General features: G+C 42.8%; 21 protein-coding genes. 18 read left to right on the top strand and 3 right to left on the bottom strand.

The genetic code is table 11. The annotated features are described in order from the left end of the window. Positions 1–32: 32 nt before the first annotated feature. Positions 33–770 carry a glycerophosphodiester phosphodiesterase gene (locus MHH41_RS10955; protein ID WP_340866329.1) on the top strand — a complete coding sequence of 246 codons (738 nt, stop codon included), beginning with the start codon at positions 33–35 and terminating at the stop codon, positions 768–770. A gap of 34 nt (positions 771–804) precedes the next feature. On the opposite strand, the gene MHH41_RS10950 is transcribed toward MHH41_RS10955, so the two are convergent. After that, the gene (locus tag MHH41_RS10950) at positions 805–1,041 is read right to left on the bottom strand and encodes a DUF2627 domain-containing protein (RefSeq protein WP_050943781.1); all 237 of its coding nucleotides are present in this window, start codon (positions 1,039–1,041) and stop codon (positions 805–807) included. Positions 1,042–1,190: 149 nt separating this feature from the next. Here MHH41_RS10950 and MHH41_RS10945 point away from each other — a divergent pair, with 149 nt between their 5' ends. From MHH41_RS10945 to MHH41_RS10905, 9 genes are all read left to right on the top strand, one after another. Beyond that, entirely contained in the window at positions 1,191–3,263 is a 2,073-nt protein-coding gene (locus tag MHH41_RS10945) for a sigma-54 interaction domain-containing protein (RefSeq protein ID WP_050943782.1), read from the top strand. 42 nt (positions 3,264–3,305) lie between these two features. Then, positions 3,306–4,283 carry a phosphate butyryltransferase gene (gene yqiS / locus MHH41_RS10940; RefSeq protein ID WP_340866326.1) on the top strand — a complete coding sequence of 326 codons (978 nt, stop codon included), beginning with the start codon at positions 3,306–3,308 and terminating at the stop codon, positions 4,281–4,283. A 25-nt stretch (positions 4,284–4,308) separates the two neighbouring features. After that, positions 4,309–5,403, top strand: coding sequence for a branched-chain amino acid dehydrogenase (gene bcd / locus MHH41_RS10935; protein ID WP_003215658.1), 1,095 nt, complete (start codon positions 4,309–4,311; stop codon positions 5,401–5,403). Between the two features lie 33 nt (positions 5,404–5,436). Further along, complete coding sequence (gene buk / locus MHH41_RS10930; RefSeq protein WP_003215820.1) at positions 5,437–6,558, top strand: butyrate kinase; 1,122 nt, start codon at positions 5,437–5,439, stop codon at positions 6,556–6,558. Then, positions 6,548–7,972 carry a dihydrolipoyl dehydrogenase gene (gene lpdA, locus MHH41_RS10925; RefSeq protein ID WP_137054994.1) on the top strand — a complete coding sequence of 475 codons (1,425 nt, stop codon included), beginning with the start codon at positions 6,548–6,550 and terminating at the stop codon, positions 7,970–7,972. Before buk ends, lpdA begins: the two co-directional genes overlap by 11 nt. Positions 7,973–7,989: 17 nt before the next feature. Then, the gene (locus MHH41_RS10920; RefSeq protein ID WP_050943786.1) at positions 7,990–8,982 is read left to right on the top strand and encodes a thiamine pyrophosphate-dependent dehydrogenase E1 component subunit alpha; all 993 of its coding nucleotides are present in this window, start codon (positions 7,990–7,992) and stop codon (positions 8,980–8,982) included. A gap of 12 nt (positions 8,983–8,994) precedes the next feature. After that, complete coding sequence (locus MHH41_RS10915) at positions 8,995–9,978, top strand: alpha-ketoacid dehydrogenase subunit beta (protein ID WP_003215848.1); 984 nt, start codon at positions 8,995–8,997, stop codon at positions 9,976–9,978. Positions 9,979–9,996: 18 nt separating this feature from the next. After that, positions 9,997–11,253 carry a dihydrolipoamide acetyltransferase family protein gene (locus MHH41_RS10910; protein WP_050943787.1) on the top strand — a complete coding sequence of 419 codons (1,257 nt, stop codon included), beginning with the start codon at positions 9,997–9,999 and terminating at the stop codon, positions 11,251–11,253. Between the two features lie 65 nt (positions 11,254–11,318). Continuing rightward, positions 11,319–11,612, top strand: a complete 294-nt coding sequence (locus MHH41_RS10905) for a YesK-like family protein (RefSeq protein ID WP_050943788.1) — start codon at positions 11,319–11,321, stop codon at positions 11,610–11,612. 15 nt (positions 11,613–11,627) lie between these two features. On the opposite strand, the gene MHH41_RS10900 is transcribed toward MHH41_RS10905, so the two are convergent. Continuing rightward, positions 11,628–12,521: a YegS/Rv2252/BmrU family lipid kinase gene (locus MHH41_RS10900; protein ID WP_335355982.1), complete on the bottom strand. Its 894-nt coding sequence runs from the start codon at positions 12,519–12,521 to the stop codon at positions 11,628–11,630. Positions 12,522–12,691: 170 nt separating this feature from the next. On the opposite strand from MHH41_RS10900, the gene MHH41_RS10895 reads away from it, so the two are divergent. The 6 genes from MHH41_RS10895 (at position 12,692) to MHH41_RS10870 (ending at position 17,226) form a co-directional block, all read left to right on the top strand. After that, positions 12,692–13,129: a BrxA/BrxB family bacilliredoxin gene (locus MHH41_RS10895; RefSeq protein WP_003215907.1), complete on the top strand. Its 438-nt coding sequence runs from the start codon at positions 12,692–12,694 to the stop codon at positions 13,127–13,129. Positions 13,130–13,324: 195 nt separating this feature from the next. Further along, positions 13,325–14,092, top strand: a complete 768-nt coding sequence (locus MHH41_RS10890; protein WP_310426185.1) for a transporter substrate-binding domain-containing protein — start codon at positions 13,325–13,327, stop codon at positions 14,090–14,092. A 126-nt stretch (positions 14,093–14,218) separates the two neighbouring features. Beyond that, a complete protein-coding gene (locus MHH41_RS10885; protein ID WP_003215691.1) occupies positions 14,219–14,875 on the top strand; it encodes an amino acid ABC transporter permease in 657 nt (218 codons plus the stop codon). Then, entirely contained in the window at positions 14,868–15,590 is a 723-nt protein-coding gene (locus MHH41_RS10880; RefSeq protein ID WP_340866323.1) for an amino acid ABC transporter ATP-binding protein, read from the top strand. The genes MHH41_RS10885 and MHH41_RS10880 overlap by 8 nt, the downstream gene beginning before the upstream one ends. 120 nt (positions 15,591–15,710) lie before the next feature. Next, positions 15,711–16,664, top strand: coding sequence for an aromatic acid exporter family protein (locus MHH41_RS10875; protein WP_003216109.1), 954 nt, complete (start codon positions 15,711–15,713; stop codon positions 16,662–16,664). A gap of 52 nt (positions 16,665–16,716) precedes the next feature. Beyond that, positions 16,717–17,226: a L,D-transpeptidase gene (locus MHH41_RS10870; RefSeq protein ID WP_226803654.1), complete on the top strand. Its 510-nt coding sequence runs from the start codon at positions 16,717–16,719 to the stop codon at positions 17,224–17,226. Between the two features lie 38 nt (positions 17,227–17,264). Here the strand turns inward: MHH41_RS10870 and MHH41_RS10865 are convergent, their stop codons facing one another. Beyond that, on the bottom strand, positions 17,265–17,345 hold the full coding sequence (locus MHH41_RS10865; protein ID WP_257736823.1) for a hypothetical protein: 81 nt from the start codon (positions 17,343–17,345) through the stop codon (positions 17,265–17,267). 114 nt (positions 17,346–17,459) lie between these two features. Between MHH41_RS10865 and mce the strand changes: the two genes are divergently transcribed. Together mce and MHH41_RS10855 are read left to right on the top strand one after the other, a co-directional pair. Beyond that, positions 17,460–17,882, top strand: a complete 423-nt coding sequence (gene mce / locus MHH41_RS10860; protein WP_268453942.1) for a methylmalonyl-CoA epimerase — start codon at positions 17,460–17,462, stop codon at positions 17,880–17,882. Next, positions 17,869–19,338, top strand: coding sequence for an acyl-CoA carboxylase subunit beta (locus MHH41_RS10855; protein WP_050943792.1), 1,470 nt, complete (start codon positions 17,869–17,871; stop codon positions 19,336–19,338). The genes mce and MHH41_RS10855 overlap by 14 nt, the downstream gene beginning before the upstream one ends. Positions 19,339–19,347 lie beyond the last annotated feature (9 nt).

Here is a 19,347-nt window from a genome sequence, read left to right as displayed (position 1 = left end):
ATGAAAGGAAGCATCATACTTAGAGGTGACCTATGACGAAAATTTTTGCACACAGAGGTTTTAAAGGAATCTACCCTGAAAATACCATGATAGCCTTTGAGCATGCACTCCATTCTGGAGCTGACGGAATTGAGCTGGATGTTCAGCTGACGAAAGATGGCAGGCTTGCTGTCATTCACGATGAGAAGCTGAATAGAACAACGAATATGAAAGGCTTAGTGAAAGACTATACATATGAAGAGTTAAAAGCAGGAGATGCGAGTCATTCTTTTTATGAAGAAACCGGTGCTGTATCCATTCCTCTTTTGGAGGAAGTATTGGAGCTCGTCACGCAGCAATCATCACTCATCATCAATATTGAACTGAAAAACTCCATTTATCGATATCCTGGTATTGAAGAGAAGGTAAAGGAGCAAATTGAACACTTTCAAATAGAAGATCGTGTACTTGTCTCATCGTTTCATCACGGCAGTTTAGCTCTTTTTCACAAGCTGATGCCGCAAGTTGAGCTTGCTGTTCTCACAATGGATGTCATTCATCAGCCACAGATGTATATAAAAACAGTACCTGCAAGAGGTTATCACCCGAATATAAAGGGCGCAGGGGTAACAAAAGAAGTCGTATCGGCTCTCCATGCCGCCCAGCAAGTGATCAGACCATTTACAGTAAACAGTGAAAAGCAAATGAAAAGCATGTTTTCCTTAGGTGTCGACGGAATTTTCACTGATTTTCCTGATAGAGCCGTCAAAATAAGAGAAGAAATGAAATAAAGACCTGCGATCAACAGCGGGTCTTTTTTCATGTTTATCTCTGTTTAAAGCGGGTGGTCACTTTATTTCGTTTGCGGTCTCTATATAAAATAAAGCCAGCGACTACGTAAAGACCTCCTCCTAAAAAAAACAACCCTGCAATTCCTTGCAGCCATAAAAATGGAAATGGTGCAATGATGATACCGAAAACAGTGTCACGCAAAAGCTTAATCCCAAGTGCAGCAAGCGCCCCAGGTATTAAAATAATCACTAATGCAAGTATTCTCCCCATCAAATGTCCCCTTAAACGTCATTTACTTCCATTGTCTAATTCAAAAAATATTTTGTCAAGAAAGGAAAACGTGGTAATATAAGAGTTGTGCAATTTTTTGCAACGGAAAAATATGGTGTGCAAATTTTTTCATATAAAGGGGTAACGGGATGCAGAGAGTCTTGATTGTCGGTGCAGGACAGGGTGGATCAGCTTTGCTTGAAACATTGCTGAAAACAAATATGATTCAAATCGTTGCAATCGCCGACCTTGATCTTGAGGCACCGGGGATGGTAGAAGCGAAAAAGAATGGAATTGATACGACAACGGATTGGAAAGAATACATAAAAGATGACATTGATATCATCATTGAAACAACGGGCAGTTCAGCTGTGCTGAAAGAACTGATGGAAGAAAAAGCAGAGCAGTCTGTCATTGTTCCAAGTTCGATGGCATACGTCATATCAGAATTAATGTCAGAAAAGCATCAGCTTATACAAATATTAAAGGAACAAACCTATAAACATGACCGCATTTTTAATGCAACGAACGATGGCATGATTTTTATTAATATGGATGAAGAAGTCGTTCTGTTTAATCGATCGGCTGCCAAAATGGTTGGACGTTCGCAAAAAGATGCGATTGGCCGGCACATACGTGAAGTGATCCCGAATACAAAACTCCCCGATATTTTAAGATCGAGGGAGCCAGAATTTCATCAAAAACAATTTCTGAATCAGCAAATACAAATTGTCACAACGCGTTTACCGATTATTGATGACGCAGGAAGAATGCTAGGCGCTCTATCCATTTTTAAAGATATTACAGATGCAGTGGAGCTTGCGGAAGAAGTCACAAACCTGAAAGAAGTGCGCACAATGCTTGAGGCCATCATTCAATCATCAGATGAAGCGATATCCGTCGTAGATGAGCAAGGGAAAGGAATTTTAATCAACCGAGCTTACACGAAAATGACGGGGTTAACAGACAAAGAGGTTGTGGGCAAACCAGCAGGTGCGGATATTTCTGAAGGGGAAAGCATGCATTTGAAGGTGCTTGAAACAAGAAGGCCGGTTCGAGGCGTCAGAATGAAAGTCGGACCTAATAAGAAGGATGTGATCGTCAACGTAGCGCCAGTGATCGTTGATGGTATTTTAAAAGGCAGCGTCGGCGTCATTCATGACGTATCAGAAATTCAATCACTCACGAATGAATTAAATAAAGCAAGACAGCTCATCCGGACACTTGAAGCAAAGTACACTTTTGAAGACATTATTGGAGAAAGTGAGCAAATGCTTGTGGCGCTTGAGCAGGCAAAGCTAGGGGCTAAAACCCCAGCCACCATTTTACTCAGGGGAGAATCAGGTACTGGGAAAGAGCTATTTGCACACGCTATACACAATGAAAGTGACCGGAAATATAATCGCTTTGTAAGAGTCAACTGTGCTGCCTTATCAGAAACTCTTTTAGAGTCAGAGCTTTTTGGCTATGAGGAAGGCGCATTTTCTGGTGCGAGGCGCGGCGGGAAGAAAGGGCTGTTTGAAGAAGCGAATCACGGCAGCATCTTTTTAGATGAAATTGGTGAAATGACGCCAAGTACACAAGCGAAATTATTACGCGTGATGCAGGAGAAAGAAATTGTTAGAGTAGGCGGAACAAAAGCGATACCAGTTGATGTGCGTGTGATTACCGCAACAAATGTCAATATTGAAAAAGCGATGGCAGAAGGGAAGTTCAGAGAGGACTTATATTATCGGATGAACAGATATCCGATTTCGATTCCGCCACTAAGGCAGCGACTTGAAGATATTGACTCCTTAAGTAAACGCCTTATTCAGAAAATCAATTTAGACTATGGTCGAAATGTGAGCGGCTTAACGGAAGGGGCGCTCGATAGACTTCGATCCTACAGCTGGCCTGGGAACGTAAGAGAACTGGAAAATGTCCTTGGACGAGCCATGATCTTTTTGAATCCGCAAGAAGAATGGATCGATGAAGATCATATTTCCTTCATGGAATCAGAAGAGCAGGAAGAAAAAGAGCAGCAGGAACTGGCTGTCAGTCAATTTGAGGGAGAGACCCTTTCGGATGCTGTTGAAGCGTTTGAAGCGCAGCTCATTAAACAAACCCTTGAAAAGCATCAATTCAACCGCACGAAAACAGCGAAAACGTTAGGGATTAGCATTCGGAATCTTTACTATAAAATGGATAAATATCAACTTGCAAAAGATAGCATGCAATAAAATGCACGTTACCTGCAAAAAGCTGCATGTATTTCATGCGAAATGCCTTATTTCGCTGCGTTTCAAGCTGGCATAGAACTTGCATATAAAAACCATGAACCCGAGCATAAGGAAAGGTGGGCATATATGAAGCTTGACGATCTGATTATGAAAGCCGCCCAGTTGCAGAATAAAACTGCTGCTGTGGCTCATGCAGAAGACGAAGAAGTGCTTCATGCCATCAAGATGGCAATTGAACGAAAGGTCGCTCGCTTCCTGCTGGTTGGGAACAAGCGCAACCTGAAGGAGCTGGTGAAACAGCATGAGATCAATGAAGACTGGATAGATATTATTCATTCGGATTCTCCTGAAGAATCAGCCAAAATTGCCGTGCAGGCAGTGAGTGAGAAGCATGCAGATATATTGATGAAGGGGCATGTCACGACAGCCGTTCTATTAAAAGCGGTGCTGAATAAAGACTACGGGCTGCGGACGGCGAGTGTACTATCACATGTCGCGGCATTCGAAGTGCCGGGCTTTGATCGGTTTATTTATGTCACAGATTCTGGGATGAACATCGCGCCCGATTTAAACATGTTCAAAGAGATTACGATCAATGCTGTTCAAGTAGCGCAAGCTGTTGGAAATGACATGCCAAAGGTGGCCGTGTTATCTGCGGTAGAGGTCGTGAACCCGGCAATGGATTCCACTTTGACAGCGGCAAGCCTGGCGCAAATGAATAAGCGAGGTCAAATTTCTGGCTGCCTCATTGACGGGCCTCTGGCATTAGACAATGCCATTTCTCAAACAGCAGCTTCTCATAAAAATATTACGAGTGATGTCGCCGGTCATGCAGATATTTTGCTTGTGCCAACGATTGAAGCAGGGAACATTCTTTATAAATCTCTCATCTACTTTGCACATGCAAAGGTGGGAGCTGTGGTGGCAGGAGCGAAGGCACCGATTGCTTTAACAAGCCGGTCGGATACAGCCGAAAGTAAGCTTTATTCAATTGCACTTGCCATCTGTACATCAAATTAAGCGAAAGTTATAGGAGGAATAAACAATGGAACTTTTTAAATATATGGAACGATACGATTATGAGCAGCTTGTATTTTGTCAGGATGAACAATCTGGCTTAAAAGCGATTATTGCCATTCATGATACAACACTTGGCCCAGCACTAGGCGGGACAAGAATGTGGACGTATGAAAACGAAGAAGCAGCAATCGAAGATGCACTTCGTCTAGCAAGAGGCATGACTTATAAAAACGCAGCAGCAGGCCTGAATCTTGGCGGCGGGAAAACAGTCATCATCGGTGACCCGAGAAAAGATAAAAATGAAGAAATGTTCCGTGCGTTTGGACGCTACATACAAGGATTAAATGGCCGCTATATCACAGCGGAGGATGTCGGTACAACGGTAGAAGACATGGATCTGATTCATGAAGAAACAGACTTTGTGACAGGTATTTCTCCTGCATTTGGTTCATCCGGAAACCCGTCTCCTGTTACGGCTTACGGTGTATATAAAGGGATGAAAGCTGCTGCCAAAGCTGCATTTGGAACCGACTCACTAGAAGGAAAAACGATTGCAGTCCAAGGTGTTGGGAATGTCGCCTACAATTTGTGTAAACATCTGCACGAAGAAGGCGCACAGCTAATTGTCACAGATATCAACAAAGACTCTGTAAAACGAGCTGTAGAAGACTTTGGCGCAAAAGCTGTAGATCCTGACGATATTTATGATCAAGCATGTGATATTTATGCCCCTTGTGCACTTGGTGCAACGATTAATGATGTAACGATTCCTAAGCTGAAAGCAAAGGTCATCGCAGGTGCAGCGAATAACCAGCTGAGAGAAACGCATCACGGCGATCTGATTCATGAAATGGGTATTGTGTATGCACCTGATTATGTGATCAATGCAGGCGGTGTGATTAACGTTGCTGATGAGCTTTATGGCTATAATGCAGATCGTGCGATGAAAAAGGTAGAAGGTATTTACCAAAATATTGAACGCGTGATTGAAATTTCAAACCGTGATGCCATTCCAACTTATAAAGCGGCAGACCGATTGGCGGAGGAGCGAATTGAAAGAATGCGCAAATCAAGAAGTCAATTCCTGCAAAATGGCCAACATATTTTAAGTCGTCGCTAATTTGAAGAATGAGTTGAAACGGAGGTTTTGTTTTTGCTGACAAAAGAATGGCGTATTCTCACAATTAATCCTGGCTCTACTTCAACAAAAATTGGTGTGTTTCACAATGAACGATCTATTTTTGAAACGACACTCAGACATACAGATGAGGAATTAAAGCAGTTTCCTCATATCATTGATCAGTTTTCATTTCGTCAAGAAACAATCCTGAAGACGCTGCATGAACAAGGAATGAACATCTCAAAGTTTGATGCAGTTTGTGCGCGCGGCGGTCTTCTTCGTCCGATTGAAGGTGGCACATATGAAGTCAATGAGCAAATGGTGCAAGACTTGAAAGAAGGATATGCTGGCCAGCATGCATCAAATCTGGGCGGTATCATTGCACGAGAAATTGCACTTGGTTTGAACATCCCAGCTTTTATTGTCGATCCAGTTGTAGTGGATGAGCTAAAGCCAATTGCTCGTATTTCAGGGCTGCCAACGATTGAAAGAAAAAGCATCTTCCATGCATTAAATCAAAAAGCAGTCGCAAGAAAAACAGCTGCATCCTTTGGGAAGCGCTATGAAGATTTGAACATGATTATTACACATATGGGCGGCGGCATCACCATTGGTGTCCATGAAAAAGGTAAAGTCATTGATGTCAATAACGGACTGCATGGCGAAGGACCTTTTAGCCCAGAGCGAGCGGGGACCCTGCCAACAGGTGACCTCGTCAATCTTTGCTTTTCTGGTCAGTACAGCCAAGAGGAAATGCTGAAACGCATTATTGGTGAAGGTGGTCTTGCGGGCTACCTTGGTACGACAGATGCTGTGAAAGTTGAGCGCATGATTGAAGCAGGCGATGAACGGGCGGCGCTGATTTATGAAGCGATGTGCTATCAAATTGCCAAGGAAATCGGTGCGGCTAGTGCTGTCTTAAAAGGCGCAGTTGACGTCATTGTGTTAACAGGCGGACTTGCGTACAGCAAACAAATTACATCAAGTATTAGAGGTCACATTGACTGGATTTCAGATGTTGTCGTGTATCCAGGCGAAAATGAACTGCAATCCTTAGCAGAAGGTGCACTTCGTATTTTAAAAGAAGAAGAATCTCCGAAAGAATACCCAAATGATCAACGGATGAAGAAAGGAGTGACTAGTCATGGCAACTGAATATGACCTCGTCATTCTTGGTGGGGGCACAGGCGGCTATGTAGCGGCCATTCGTGCCTCACAGCTTGGATTGAAAACAGCAGTTGTAGAAAAAGAAAAGCTTGGCGGAACATGTCTGCATAAAGGATGCATTCCGTCTAAAGCGCTGCTTAGAAGTGCTGAAGTCTATCAAACCGTCCAACGTGCTGCTGATTTTGGCGTTGAGGCAAATGGCATCGCCTTGCAGTTTGCCAATGTACAGAAAAGAAAAGCAGAGATTGTAGAGAAACTAGCAGGCGGCGTCAAACATTTAATGAAACAAGGGAAAATTGATGTTTATGAAGGGATCGGCCGTATTCTTGGCCCATCTATCTTTTCGCCAATGCCAGGAACCATCTCCGTAGAAATGGCAAATGGAGATGAAAATGAAATGCTTATTCCAAAGCAGGTCATCATTGCGACAGGTTCAAGACCGCGTGTGCTGCCTGGACTTGAAGCAGATGGGACGCATATTCTTACATCAGATGATGCACTTGAACTGCCAGAGCTTCCGCAGTCGATGCTCATTGTCGGCGGCGGGGTGATCGGAATCGAGTGGGCTTCCATGCTCAATGATTTCGGTGTGAAAGTGACTGTGATTGAATTTGCAGACCGCATATTGCCAACAGAGGATCATGACATTTCTAAAGAAATGGAAAAGCTTTTATCTAAAAAAGGCATCACCTTTGTGACAAATGCGAAAGTACTGCCAGATACCGTTAAAAAGCTGGAGAATCTCGTGACGATTCAAGCAGAAAAGGATGGAGACATTCAGACGTTTGAAGCGGAAAAACTTCTTCTATCAGTCGGCAGAGTACCAAATATTGAAGGCATTGGTCTTGAAAACACGGAGATCCAAACAGAAAAACAAGGCATTGTCGTGAATGAACATTATCAAACGAAAGAATCGCATATTTATGCAATAGGAGATGTCATTGGTGGGCTTCAGCTGGCACATGTGGCTTCACACGAAGGCATGATTGCTGTGGAGCATATGGCTGGTCAAGATCCAAAGCCGCTCGATGAAACGCTCGTTTCTAAATGTGTATACTCTCACCCGGAAACCGCGAGTGTTGGACTCACTGAACAGGCGGCAAAAGAGCAAGGCTTCGAGGTCAAAATGGGGAAATTCCCATTTATGGCGATCGGGAAAGCACTTGTGTACGGGGAGTCAGATGGATTCGTCAAAATCATTGCTGATCAAAAGACAGATGATATTTTAGGGATTCATATGATTGGTCCTCATGTCACAGATATGATATCTGAAGCTGGATTAGCCAAAGTACTTGATGCAACGCCGTGGGAAGTCGGGCAAACAATTCACCCGCACCCAACCTTATCAGAGGCGATTGGCGAGGCTGCCCTTGCTGTTGACGGGAAAGCGATCCATTTTTAATCAAGGAGGGAAATAAGATGAGTAACATGCGTCATCATGAATTAGGATTATCTGATGAACAAGCAATTGATATATATAGAACAATGCTTCTAGCAAGAAAAATTGATGAACGGATGTGGCTTTTAAACCGTTCAGGTAAAATTCCATTCGTCATTTCTTGTCAAGGGCAGGAAGCGCAGCAAGTCGGTGCTGCTTTCGCTCTCAATAGAGAAGAGGATTACGTCTTACCTTACTACCGTGATATGGGGGTTGTCCTCGCATTTGGAATGACAGCAAAAGATTTAATGATGTCAGGTTTCGCAAAACAAGACGATCCAAACTCTGGCGGAAGACAGATGCCAGGGCATTTTGGACAGAAATCAAATCGAATTGTGACAGGGTCTTCACCTGTTACAACGCAGGTTCCTCATGCAGTGGGAATTGCACTTGCTGGACGACTAGATCAGAAAAACTTTGTCAGCTTTGTCACGTTCGGTGAGGGCTCTTCAAACCAAGGTGATTTCCACGAAGGTGCTAACTTCGCTGCTGTGCATAAGCTGCCTGTTATTTTCATGTGTGAAAACAATAAGTACGCGATTTCCGTGCCGTATGACAAACAAGTAGCATGTGAACGCATTTCAGATCGTGCGATTGGGTACGGAATGCCTGGCGTAACCGTTGATGGCAATGATCCGCTTGAAGTATATGCCGCTGTCAAAGAAGCGAGAGACCGTGCAGCAAGAGGCGAAGGACCAACGTTGATTGAAACGATCTCTTACCGTTTAACTGCGCATTCAAGTGATGACGATGATTCAAGCTATCGAGAAAAAGAAGAAGTGCTCGAAGCGAGAAAGAAAGATCCGCTCATCCAATATGAAACGTATTTAACCGAAGGAAACGTCATGACTTCAGAAATGAAAGAAGAGATGACAAAAGAAATCATGCAAATCGTAAACGAAGCCACTGATGAAGCGGAAAACGCTGCTTATGCTGATGCTGAAAGCGCACTTCGTTACGTGTATGCGGAGTAAGGGGGAAGAAAAATGCCTGTTATGTCATATATAGACGCCATTACACTGGCGATGAAAGAAGAAATGGAGCGAGATCCGAAAGTGTTTGTGCTCGGAGAGGATGTCGGGAAAAAGGGCGGCGTATTTAAAGCGACAGCGGGTCTCTATGAGCAATTCGGAGAAGCGCGCGTCATGGATACACCTCTTGCAGAATCAGCCATTGCTGGTGTAGGGATTGGAGCAGCGATGTATGGAATGCGCCCAATTGCTGAGATGCAATTTGCGGATTTTATCATGCCTGCAATTAACCAAATCATTTCAGAGGCGGCGAAAATTAGATACCGCTCAAATAACGATTGGAGCTGTCCAATGGTCATCCGCGCACCTTATGGGGGCGGAGTTCACGGGGCGCTTTATCATTCACAATCAGTTGAAGCGATTTTTGCCAACCAGCCTGGTTTGAAGATTGTCATGCCTTCTACGCCTTATGATGTAAAAGGTCTTTTAAAAGCTGCGGTGCGTGATCCAGATCCTGTATTGTTCTTTGAACACAAACGTGCCTACCGTCTCATTAAAGGAGAAGTACCTGAAGAGGATTACACACTCCCTATTGGAAAAGCAGATGTGAAACGTGAAGGTGATGATATCACGGTCATTACATATGGCCTCTGCGTCCATTTTGCATTGCAAGCAGCAGACCGCCTTGCAAAAGACGGCATTTCTGCGCATATTCTCGATTTGAGAACAGTGTACCCGCTTGATCAGGAAGCCATTATTGAAGCGGCATCAAAAACAGGCAAAGTGCTTCTTTTAACGGAAGATACAAAAGAGGGCAGCATCATGAGTGAGGTAGCGGCGATCATATCAGAGCATTGCTTATTTGATTTAGACGCACCAATCAAACGTCTAGCCGGACCAGAAATCCCGGCAATGCCTTATGCACCGACGATGGAAAAATTCTTCATGGTCAACCCAGATAAGGTTGAAGCTGAAATGAGAGAGCTAGCGGCGTTTTAAGAAAGAGGAGGGTTTCAAGTGGCAATTGAACAAATGAAAATGCCTCAGTTAGGTGAAAGTGTAACAGAAGGAACCATCAGCAAATGGCTCGTTTCACCTGGCGATCATGTGAATAAATACGATCCTATTGCGGAAGTTATGACGGATAAAGTGAACGCAGAAGTCCCGTCATCTTTTACAGGAACGATTACAAAGCTATCGGCTGAAGAAGGCGATACACTGCAAGTAGGAGAAGTGTTCTGTGAAATTGAAGTAGAAGGTAGCTCGCAGCAGAGTGCGAAAGAAGAAGCGGCACCTGAGCAAAGTGAAGCACCTGAAGCAGATCAAACAAAAGAGAATCAAAGTCAAAAGAAACGCTACTCTCCAGCAGTCCTTCGGTTAGCAGATGAGCACAGCATTGATTTAGCGGCAGTGCAAGGAACGGGAGCAGGCGGACGAATCACAAGAAAAGATTTACTTCAGCTCATTGAAAACGGCGGCATGCAAGAGAAGACAGCACCTGGCAATGAACAGGCGGTCAAGCCAGAGCCTGTGCAGCCATCAAAACCAAAAGCGGCGCCTTCCATCTCTACAATGCCTGGTGATGTTGAAGTGCCAGTCACGCCAATCAGACAGGCGATTGCGGCAAATATGCTGAGAAGCAAACATGAAATTCCGCATGCATGGACGATGATGGAAGTTGATGTGACAAACCTTGTGACTAGAAGAAATCAGCTCAAGGACCAATTTAAAGCAAAAGAAGGCTTTAATTTGACGTTCTTTGCGTTCTTTGTCAAAGCAGTGGCTCAGGGCTTAAAGGAATTCCCAGAAATGAACAGCATGTGGGCTGGAGATAAAATTGTGCAAAAGAAAGCGATCAATGTCTCGATTGCTGTTGCGACTGATGACGCTCTTTTTGTTCCAGTGATTAAGGATGCAGATGAAAAAACGATTAAAGGCATCGCCAAGGAAATTCATGAGCTTGCTTCCAAGGTGAGACAAGGTACGCTGAAGCAAAGTGACATGGAAGGCGGCACCTTCACTGTAAACAACACGGGATCATTTGGTTCTGTACAATCTATGGGAATCATCAATTATCCGCAAGCGGCGATTTTACAAGTAGAATCGATCGTGAAGCGTCCGGTGATTGTAAATGGTATGATTGCAGCAAGAGACATGGTCAACCTTTGTCTCTCATTAGATCACAGAGTTCTTGATGGTCTTGTATGCGGCAGATTCCTTCAACGGATTAAACAAATCCTTGAAGGCATTGATGAGCAAACATCTGTTTACTAAAACAAGAATGTCCCCCTCCCGCTAAGGAGAGGGGGATTTCCACATGATGAGAAAGGAGCGATGGTATGTCTGGACTAGACTTTTTTGCGTTTTTAACGATTGGACTCATGTTTATCACAGCAATTGCGTTTGCTTTTCTTCGATATATTTCTAAATCACGCAATCATCCTGAAAGATTACTACTGATCATATCAATCGTTTCAATTATTCAAGTTTTGTATTGCTTGCTGATTGTCGGTGGATTTAAAGGAGCAGCGAATAGCCTCTTAGGAATTTCTCTTCTTGCCGGGACGCTGCTTGGTTATGCACTTGAATATTTATACAGACGCTATATCAAAAAAACGCCCGAAAAAGAATGATCTCGGGCGTTTTCTTTATTCTGCTGGAACAATAAAGGTCAAATGTTGTTTTAACACTTCTAAAGAAGCAGGGGCTGTCATGTACACTTCGCCATCTGTATCAGCATCCATTTCCTCTTTTGTGTGAATCTGAATATTGGATGCTTGAATGAGAGACAGATCGCCGGTGAAATCCTCCAGCTCTTCCCGGTTCATAGAAAAGATTTCTTTTAGAGCAGAGAAGCTCGTATTTCTGCAAATTAAGATTTCTGCTTTACCATCATCAATCGCTGCACTCGGCAAATCAATTTTATTTGTCCCGATGAAATGTCCATTCATGACAAGAACGATGATAGCGTCCTCTTCCCAGCTTTCCTCCTCTGTTTCAATTCGTACGTGAAAAGGATCTGTTTGCTGTAAGGTGCGCAAGGCACTTGTGAAGTAGCTAATTTTGCCGAGTACAGCTTTTTCCTTGTCATTAATATTGTTGGATGTGTCTGCAATCAGCCCGATGCCCCAAAAGTTTAACAAGTATCGATCTCCTGCTTTGATTAAGTCGCCCTTTTTTTCTACGCCGTCTACAATCATTTGAGCGGCTTTCTGCATTTGTTGCGGAATACCAAGCGTTCTAGAAAAGTCATTGCATGTCCCGCCTGGTAAAATCGCTACAGCTGGCCTTTTTTCTAAACCACCGATGCCATTCATGCATTCATGCACGGTTCCATCTCCGCCTAATATGATAAGCAATTCTATCGTCTCATCAATTGTGCGACAGAATTCATAAGCATCATTTGGCTGCTTTGTTGGTTTAAGAATGAGTTCATCAATATGTAGAGAAAGAAGAGGTACTGTTTGTCCGAGAACTTTTTCCATGTTTTTTTGTCCAGCATTTCCATTATAAATGAGCATCGCTTTTTTGAATTGTGCCATCACGCAGTTCTCCCTTTCATCTCTTTATCATCACTTTTCCCCAATTTCGCGGCGTATAAACGATGTTCAGAAAAAGTGGGGAATGAAAAGACAACACATTTGCCCGCAGGCGTTTTCCTTGATATGATGTTGTTAAAATGGTTTTGGCATGCTAAAGGAGTGGACGGACAATGAATATTGATTTTAATTTATTTATGAATGATATTGTGAAACAAGCGAGAGAAGAGATCAAACAGGCTGGCTATAATGAGCTTACATCAGCTGAAGAAGTGGATGAAGCCCTGTCTAAAGAAGGCACGGCACTTGTGATGGTGAATTCAGTATGCGGATGTGCTGGCGGTATTGCAAGACCAGCTGCAGGCTATTCTGTTCATTACGATAAGCGACCAGATCAATTGCTGACAGTGTTTGCTGGACAAGACAAAGAGGCAACCGCAAGAGCCCGTGAATATTTTGAAGGCTTCCCGCCATCTTCACCATCCTTTGCATTATTAAAAGATGGAAAGATCATTAAAATGGTCGAACGTCATGAAATTGAAGGGCACGAACCAATGGAAGTCGTGTCAAAGCTTCAAGCTGCATTCGATGAGCATTGCAAAGAAATTTAACATGTGACGTTTGAATGATGACATATAAAGCAGTCCGGTCTTTAGATCGGTCTGCTTTTTGTTTTATAAGACCATTGAATCAAAATAATTTTAGCGAAATACTATTGCATCTTAAAAAGAAAGTGTTTAAAATACATTATAGTGAATAAATATTCAAAACAATACATGATTTTAAATACTAGGAGGCACTATCTTATGAAAAAGTGGTTATTATTACTTATGACAGCTGGTCTTGCAGCTGCACTCGCAGCTTGCGGAACTTCTTCTAATAATTCAAACGCATCAGGAGATGACAAAACACTCGTTATGGCGACATCAGCAGATTATCCGCCATTTGAATCAAAAGACGGAGATAAAATTGTCGGCTTTGATGTTGATCTTGCAACAGCACTAGCGAAAAAGAACGGCTACAAGCTAGAAATTCAAGATATGGATTTCGCAAGCCTTGTATCCGCCCTTAAAACAAACAAAGCTGATATTGTCCTAGCAGGAATGACACCAGATGAAAAGCGTAAAAAACAAGTAGACTTCTCTGATGTTTATTACAATGCTAAAAACTTAGTTGTCTCAAAGAAATCTAGCGGGATGAAAACAGAGAAAGACTTAAAAGATAAAACAGTCGGCGTTCAATTAGGTTCAATCCAGCAGGATGAAGCAAACAGTTTGCAGAAGAAATATAACTTAACAGTTGAAGATCGTAATAAAATCTCTGATATCATTCAAGAGATCAAAGCAGGCCGTTTTGATGCAGCTATTATTGAAGATAAAGTAGCAGCTGGCTATTTAAAGAAAGAGAAAGACTTTCAGGCTTTTGACCTTAGTGGGTCAACAAATAATGGTTCAGCCGTTGCATTCAAGAAAAATAGCGACTTAACAGCTAAATTTAATAAATCATTAAAAGAAATGCAAGACAATGGCGAACTTGATAAATTAATTAAAAAATGGTTTGCTGATGAAAAATAAGTCAGGAAAAGGATCAGCGTCATTCACGAAAATTCAGTAGAAAGCGCTGAAAAGTTCAACTCATGTTGAACTTTTTTCCTGTTTTATTTTTTGATTTCGTATGAAGGCATAAAAAAGGAGACTGTCATGTTAGATTTTAAAGATGTAATACCTCAGATGCCCTTTATTTTAGAAGGGCTTAAGGTCACACTTTCTATTGTAGTGGTATCACTTTTTCTTGGATTTATTTTAGGGATTTTATTAACGCTTTGCAAAATTAGTGTATTTAAGCCGCTCATTTGGCTTGCAGATTTTTATACATCCATCTTCCGAGGCACACCGCTTGTGCTTCAATTGCTCATTATTTATTTCGGTCTGCCTCAGCTTCTTGGGTTTCAAATCGATCAATACTGGGCTGCTGTAGCGGCATTTTCACTAAACTCTGCGGCTTACGTATCTGAAATTATTCGCGCTGGTATTAATGCCATTGATAAAGGTCAAAAAGAAGCAGCCGTTGCTTTAGGCATCCCTTATGCTAAAATGATGAAGGACTTATTGCTTCCGCAGGCATTTAAAAATATTTCACCTGCACTTGTGAACGAAACGATTACACTGACAAAAGAATCTGCTATTGTGACAGTCATTGGACTGGGAGATGTCATGAGACGAGCCTATCAAGCAGGTGCCGTCACGTATAATTATCTTGAACCGCTTATTTTTGCGGGTCTCATCTATTATGTCATCGTGCTTGTTCTCACCTTTGTCGGCAAATCGGTGGAAAGGAAGTTAAAATCAAATGATTAACATAGAGAAACTCACAAAATCTTTTGGAAAAAATGAAGTATTAAAAGGGATCGACACCACCATTAAAGAAGGGGAAGTTGTCGCAGTCATTGGACCATCTGGTTCAGGAAAATCGACGTTTCTTCGCTGCATCAACTTGCTCGAAAAGCCGACTTCTGGTGTCATTACGATTCAGGATACCGAAATCACAAACCCAAAAACCAATGCACTCAAAGTGCGTGAGAACATCGGAATGGTGTTTCAGCATTTTCACCTGTTCCCGCATAAAACGGTGCTGGAAAATATCACATATGCGCCAATGAATGTGAAGAATCAATCGAAGGAAGACAGCATCAAACAAGCTGAATATCTGCTGAAAAAGGTAGGACTTTTAGAGAAAAAAGATGATTTTCCGAACCGCTTGTCAGGTGGTCAAAAGCAGCGTGTCGCAATTGCACGTGCGCTTGCAATGACACCAGACATCATGCTGTTTGATGAGCCAACATCTGCACTAGATCCAGAAATGGTCAAGGAAGTGCTAGAGGTTATGAAAGAGCTGGCTCAATCTGGTATGACACTTGTGATCGTCACACATGAAATGGGCTTTGCAAAAGAAGTGGCTGACCGTGTGATCTTTATGGACGATGGGAAAATTGTAGAGGATGCAAACCCTGTGCAATTCTTTGAATCACCGTCATCACAGCGCGCGAAAGACTTCTTACAAAAAATATTATAAAGAAAAAAGAGAGGGAGACTTAACATCTCCTTCTTTTTTTGATTATAATGGGGAAAGTAAAAAAGTTCATCATTTCACAATAAGTGAATAGAAACAAGACAGAAAAGAGTGACTCATATCATGTTTAAAATCGGCTACCGAACGCTGAAAACAGCATTAGGAACAGCGATCGCCATTTATATTGCGCAACTGCTTGGCCTTCAAAATTATTCCGCTGCCGGGATTATTACGATTCTGTGTATTCAGGTGACAAAGAAACGGTCGCTTCTTGCATCAGGCGCCCGCTTTGCCGCATGCAGTCTTGCCATTTTATTTTCTTATCTATTTTTCGATCTGATTGGGTATCATCCTTTTGTGATTGGTCTGATGCTGCTTGTCTTTATTCCGACAACCGTATTGCTCCGCATTAAAGAAGGAATTGTCACAAGTTCAGTCATCATCCTCCATTTATACATGTCGGGCGGGATTACCCTTCACCTCATCTGGAATGAGCTGCTGCTGATTACGATTGGTGTTGGCGTGGCACTTATCATGAACCTGTATATGCCAAGTGTCGATAAAAAGCTCAAACGCTACAGCGAACAGATTGAAGACAACTTTGCAAAAATCTTTGAAGAAATCGAGCAATACTTAATGACAGGGAAACAAGACTGGACAGGCAAAGAAATACCAGAGACACATCAATTGATTAAAGAAGCGAAAGCTCTCGCATATCGTGATGTTGAAAACCATGTCTTAAGACATGAAAACCTGTATTATCATTATTTCAATATGAGGCAAAAGCAGTTCGAAATCATCGAGCGTGTGCTTCCGAAGATCACGTCCATTTCCATTACAACAGAGCATGGACAAATCATTGCAGAATACATTAGAGACTTACGCGAACATATTCACCCAGGGAACACGGCGCATAAGTTTTTAAGGCGCCTCATTGATATGAAAGAAGAGTTCGATAAGCTACCGCTGCCGCAAACAAGAGAAGAGTTTGAGGCAAGAGCTGCACTGTTTCATTTCCTCGGAGAAATGGAACAATATTTAGTATTGAAAAGCTATTTTAAAGGGATGAAAGAATAGAGACGCATGAGTTCCTCCTTCATTGGTCAATCTAATGAAAAAGGAGGAGCCTATGCGTCTTTTATTTTATACCGTATTGACCATGTCCCTTTCACCGATCTGGCCGCTCGGACAAAACCCGCTTCCAGGAGACCCTTATGTCATTATTAATAAACAAACAAATGAACTTGCCTATATTGATCAAGGACAAATCCAAAAAATATATCCTGCTTCTACAGGGAAAACGTCCGATTTAACGCCAGAAGGGGAATTTACCATTATGATCAAAGCGAAAGATCCCTATTACAGAAAAAAGAATATCGAAGGCGGTGCGAAGAATAACCCTCTTGGCAGAAGATGGATTGGATTTGATGCACAAGGAACAGATGGTAGAACATACGGAATTCATGGGACGAGTGACGAAACATCGATAGGGAAATTTATCACGGCAGGCTGTGTGAGACTGCATAATCAAGATGTAGAGCTTCTATTTGACCAGCTTCCGGTTGGGACAAAAGTGTGGATTACAACATCAACCGATTCATTTGAAAAGCTTGCCAAAGACAAACAGGCCATTCGTTGATTGAACGAATCACCTGCTTGTCTGCTTTTATTGAAACCTTATAAAAAGGTTGCGGCTCCTGCTAAAAGTGAAGATATTAGTAGCAGGCTAATCATGAGCAATACCATGAATTTCATCATTTTCTGAGACATATCGCACCCCTATAACCGAAGATTTTTTGCGACGAACGCACCTTTCTTTATTCTAGCTCGTTTTTTCAAATGCGACAAGTGATCAACAAAGGAAGTGAACGGATGAATCAAATCGACCATATTGCCATTGCGGTCTTTTCTATAAAAAACACATCTCGAATTCTTCAAAAGCTGTTTAACTGGCATTTTTCAGACATACAAGAGATTCCTGAGCAGGAGATTAAAGCGTCCTTCGCTTCACTTGATCATGTGCACATTGAATTAATTGAACCGATGTCCGGTAGCAGCAAACTACATACCTTTTTAACAAAAAGAGGAGAGGGACTCCATCATATTGCGCTAAAGTCAGGTGACATACAGGCGGACCTTAACTGTCTTGATCATCTTGGCGTGGAGCTTCTCCAACAATCAGCACAGATAGGCGCGAGCGGGAAGCGGATTGCTTTTATTTCACCGAAAGAAACGTCCGGTGTGTTATTCGAATTGTGCGAGCCCCTGAAAGGAGAGGAACATGGCAATGAATGAATCGTTCAATGACTTGGCTAAATGGCGCGAAAAAGCATTCATGGGCGGCGGCGTGAAACGTGCAGCTGCGCACCGGAACAAAGGAAAACTAACGGTTCGTCAGCGGCTGCATGAACTTCTTGACGGGGGCAGTTTCATGGAAATTCAAGGATTTGCAACAGGCCGCATGTCAGAGCATGTCGGTGATGGCGTCGTCACTGGAACTGGACTCATTCATGGAAAGCCGGTATGTGTTTATGCACAAGATGCAACAGTGCATGGAGGGTCTTTAGGCGAAATACATGCCAAAAAAATTGCTTCTCTAATGGATCTCGCAGCTAAAAATCAGATGCCGGTCATCGGTCTAAAAGACTCAGGTGGTGCGAGAATTCAAGAGGGTGTGGTATCATTAGAAGGATACGGACAGATTTTTAAACGGAATGTGCTGTACTCAGGTCAAATCCCGCAAATATCCGTTATTTTAGGCTCTTGTGCTGGAGGAGCAGTCTATTCTCCTGCCTTGACTGATTTTGTGTTCATGACAGAACAGACAGCTCATATGTTTTTAACAGGTCCGAAAGTCATAGAAAAGGCAACAGGAGAAACGGTCTGTCCTGACCGTCTTGGCGGTGCAAGTGTTCAGCATCAGACAAGCGGGAATGTGCACTATACTGGCAAAGATGAGAAAGACGTGTTAAAAGCGGTTCGAACACTTTTAACGTACATACCAACGAAACAACAGACTGTCATGGACGCTGAAACGAGTAAGCAAGACGCAGCTGATCCAGGCAACATCTTGCCGAAGGATCCATCACGCACCTATGATGTCAAACAAGTGGTGACAGCGATCATCGATTCAGGCTCATTCTTTGAGACACAACCTTGTTTCTCAAAAAATATCGTCACAGGGTTTGCCAGATTACAAGGGGCTTCAATTGGTATAGTTGCCAATCAGCCAAAGGTGCTGGCAGGAAGCCTTGACCTTGATGCTGCTGATAAAGCGGCCAGGTTTATTCGATTTTGCGATGCGTTTCATATTCCGCTCTTAACACTTGTAGACGTCCCCGGCTTTTTACCAGGTGAGAAAGCCGAGCATGCGGGAATTATCCGTCACGGCGCAAAGCTTTTATATGCGTACGCTGAAGCGACCGTTCCAAAAATCACGGTGATTTTAAGAAAGGCGTATGGCGGTGCGTATGTCGCAATGAATAGCAAGGGATTAGGCGCTGACTTTGTTTATGCATGGCCAGCGGCAGAAATTGATGTCATGGGGAAAACGTTCGCTGACGAAATCGTTCATCCTGCTTCGCGCAAGGTTGAAACGGAGCCAAGTGTATTCAAAGCGGCTCAGGCAGGGCTGATAGACGATATTTTCATGCCGTCTGAAACGAGAGAACGATTGATTCGCTCATTTGATTTGCTTCGCAGGAAGGAAGAAGATAGACCGTTAAAAAAGCATGGCAACATGCCGCTATAAGAGGAGGAG

It is taken from the genome of Bacillus sp. FSL K6-1145 (genome assembly GCF_038003425.1).
Classification (GTDB): domain Bacteria; phylum Bacillota; class Bacilli; order Bacillales; family Bacillaceae; genus Bacillus; species Bacillus pumilus.
This window is presented reverse-complemented; position numbering and strand designations above follow the sequence as displayed.

Coding starts and splice junctions, on each gene's coding strand:
- MHH41_RS10915 (WP_003215848.1), top strand. CDS start 8,995: ATGCCTGTTATGTCATATATAGACGCCATTACACTGGCGATGAAAGAA.
- MHH41_RS10900 (WP_335355982.1), bottom strand. CDS start 12,521: ATGGCACAATTCAAAAAAGCGATGCTCATTTATAATGGAAATGCTGGA.
- MHH41_RS10870 (WP_226803654.1), top strand. CDS start 16,717: ATGCGTCTTTTATTTTATACCGTATTGACCATGTCCCTTTCACCGATC.
- MHH41_RS10905 (WP_050943788.1), top strand. CDS start 11,319: ATGTCTGGACTAGACTTTTTTGCGTTTTTAACGATTGGACTCATGTTT.
- MHH41_RS10865 (WP_257736823.1), bottom strand. CDS start 17,345: ATGATGAAATTCATGGTATTGCTCATGATTAGCCTGCTACTAATATCT.
- mce (WP_268453942.1), top strand. CDS start 17,460: ATGAATCAAATCGACCATATTGCCATTGCGGTCTTTTCTATAAAAAAC.
- MHH41_RS10920 (WP_050943786.1), top strand. CDS start 7,990: ATGAGTAACATGCGTCATCATGAATTAGGATTATCTGATGAACAAGCA.
- MHH41_RS10885 (WP_003215691.1), top strand. CDS start 14,219: ATGTTAGATTTTAAAGATGTAATACCTCAGATGCCCTTTATTTTAGAA.
- MHH41_RS10855 (WP_050943792.1), top strand. CDS start 17,869: ATGGCAATGAATGAATCGTTCAATGACTTGGCTAAATGGCGCGAAAAA.
- MHH41_RS10890 (WP_310426185.1), top strand. CDS start 13,325: ATGAAAAAGTGGTTATTATTACTTATGACAGCTGGTCTTGCAGCTGCA.
- yqiS (WP_340866326.1), top strand. CDS start 3,306: ATGCCTTATTTCGCTGCGTTTCAAGCTGGCATAGAACTTGCATATAAA.
- lpdA (WP_137054994.1), top strand. CDS start 6,548: ATGGCAACTGAATATGACCTCGTCATTCTTGGTGGGGGCACAGGCGGC.
- MHH41_RS10955 (WP_340866329.1), top strand. CDS start 33: ATGACGAAAATTTTTGCACACAGAGGTTTTAAAGGAATCTACCCTGAA.
- MHH41_RS10895 (WP_003215907.1), top strand. CDS start 12,692: ATGAATATTGATTTTAATTTATTTATGAATGATATTGTGAAACAAGCG.
- MHH41_RS10880 (WP_340866323.1), top strand. CDS start 14,868: ATGATTAACATAGAGAAACTCACAAAATCTTTTGGAAAAAATGAAGTA.
- bcd (WP_003215658.1), top strand. CDS start 4,309: ATGGAACTTTTTAAATATATGGAACGATACGATTATGAGCAGCTTGTA.
- MHH41_RS10945 (WP_050943782.1), top strand. CDS start 1,191: ATGCAGAGAGTCTTGATTGTCGGTGCAGGACAGGGTGGATCAGCTTTG.
- MHH41_RS10950 (WP_050943781.1), bottom strand. CDS start 1,041: ATGGGGAGAATACTTGCATTAGTGATTATTTTAATACCTGGGGCGCTT.
- MHH41_RS10875 (WP_003216109.1), top strand. CDS start 15,711: ATGTTTAAAATCGGCTACCGAACGCTGAAAACAGCATTAGGAACAGCG.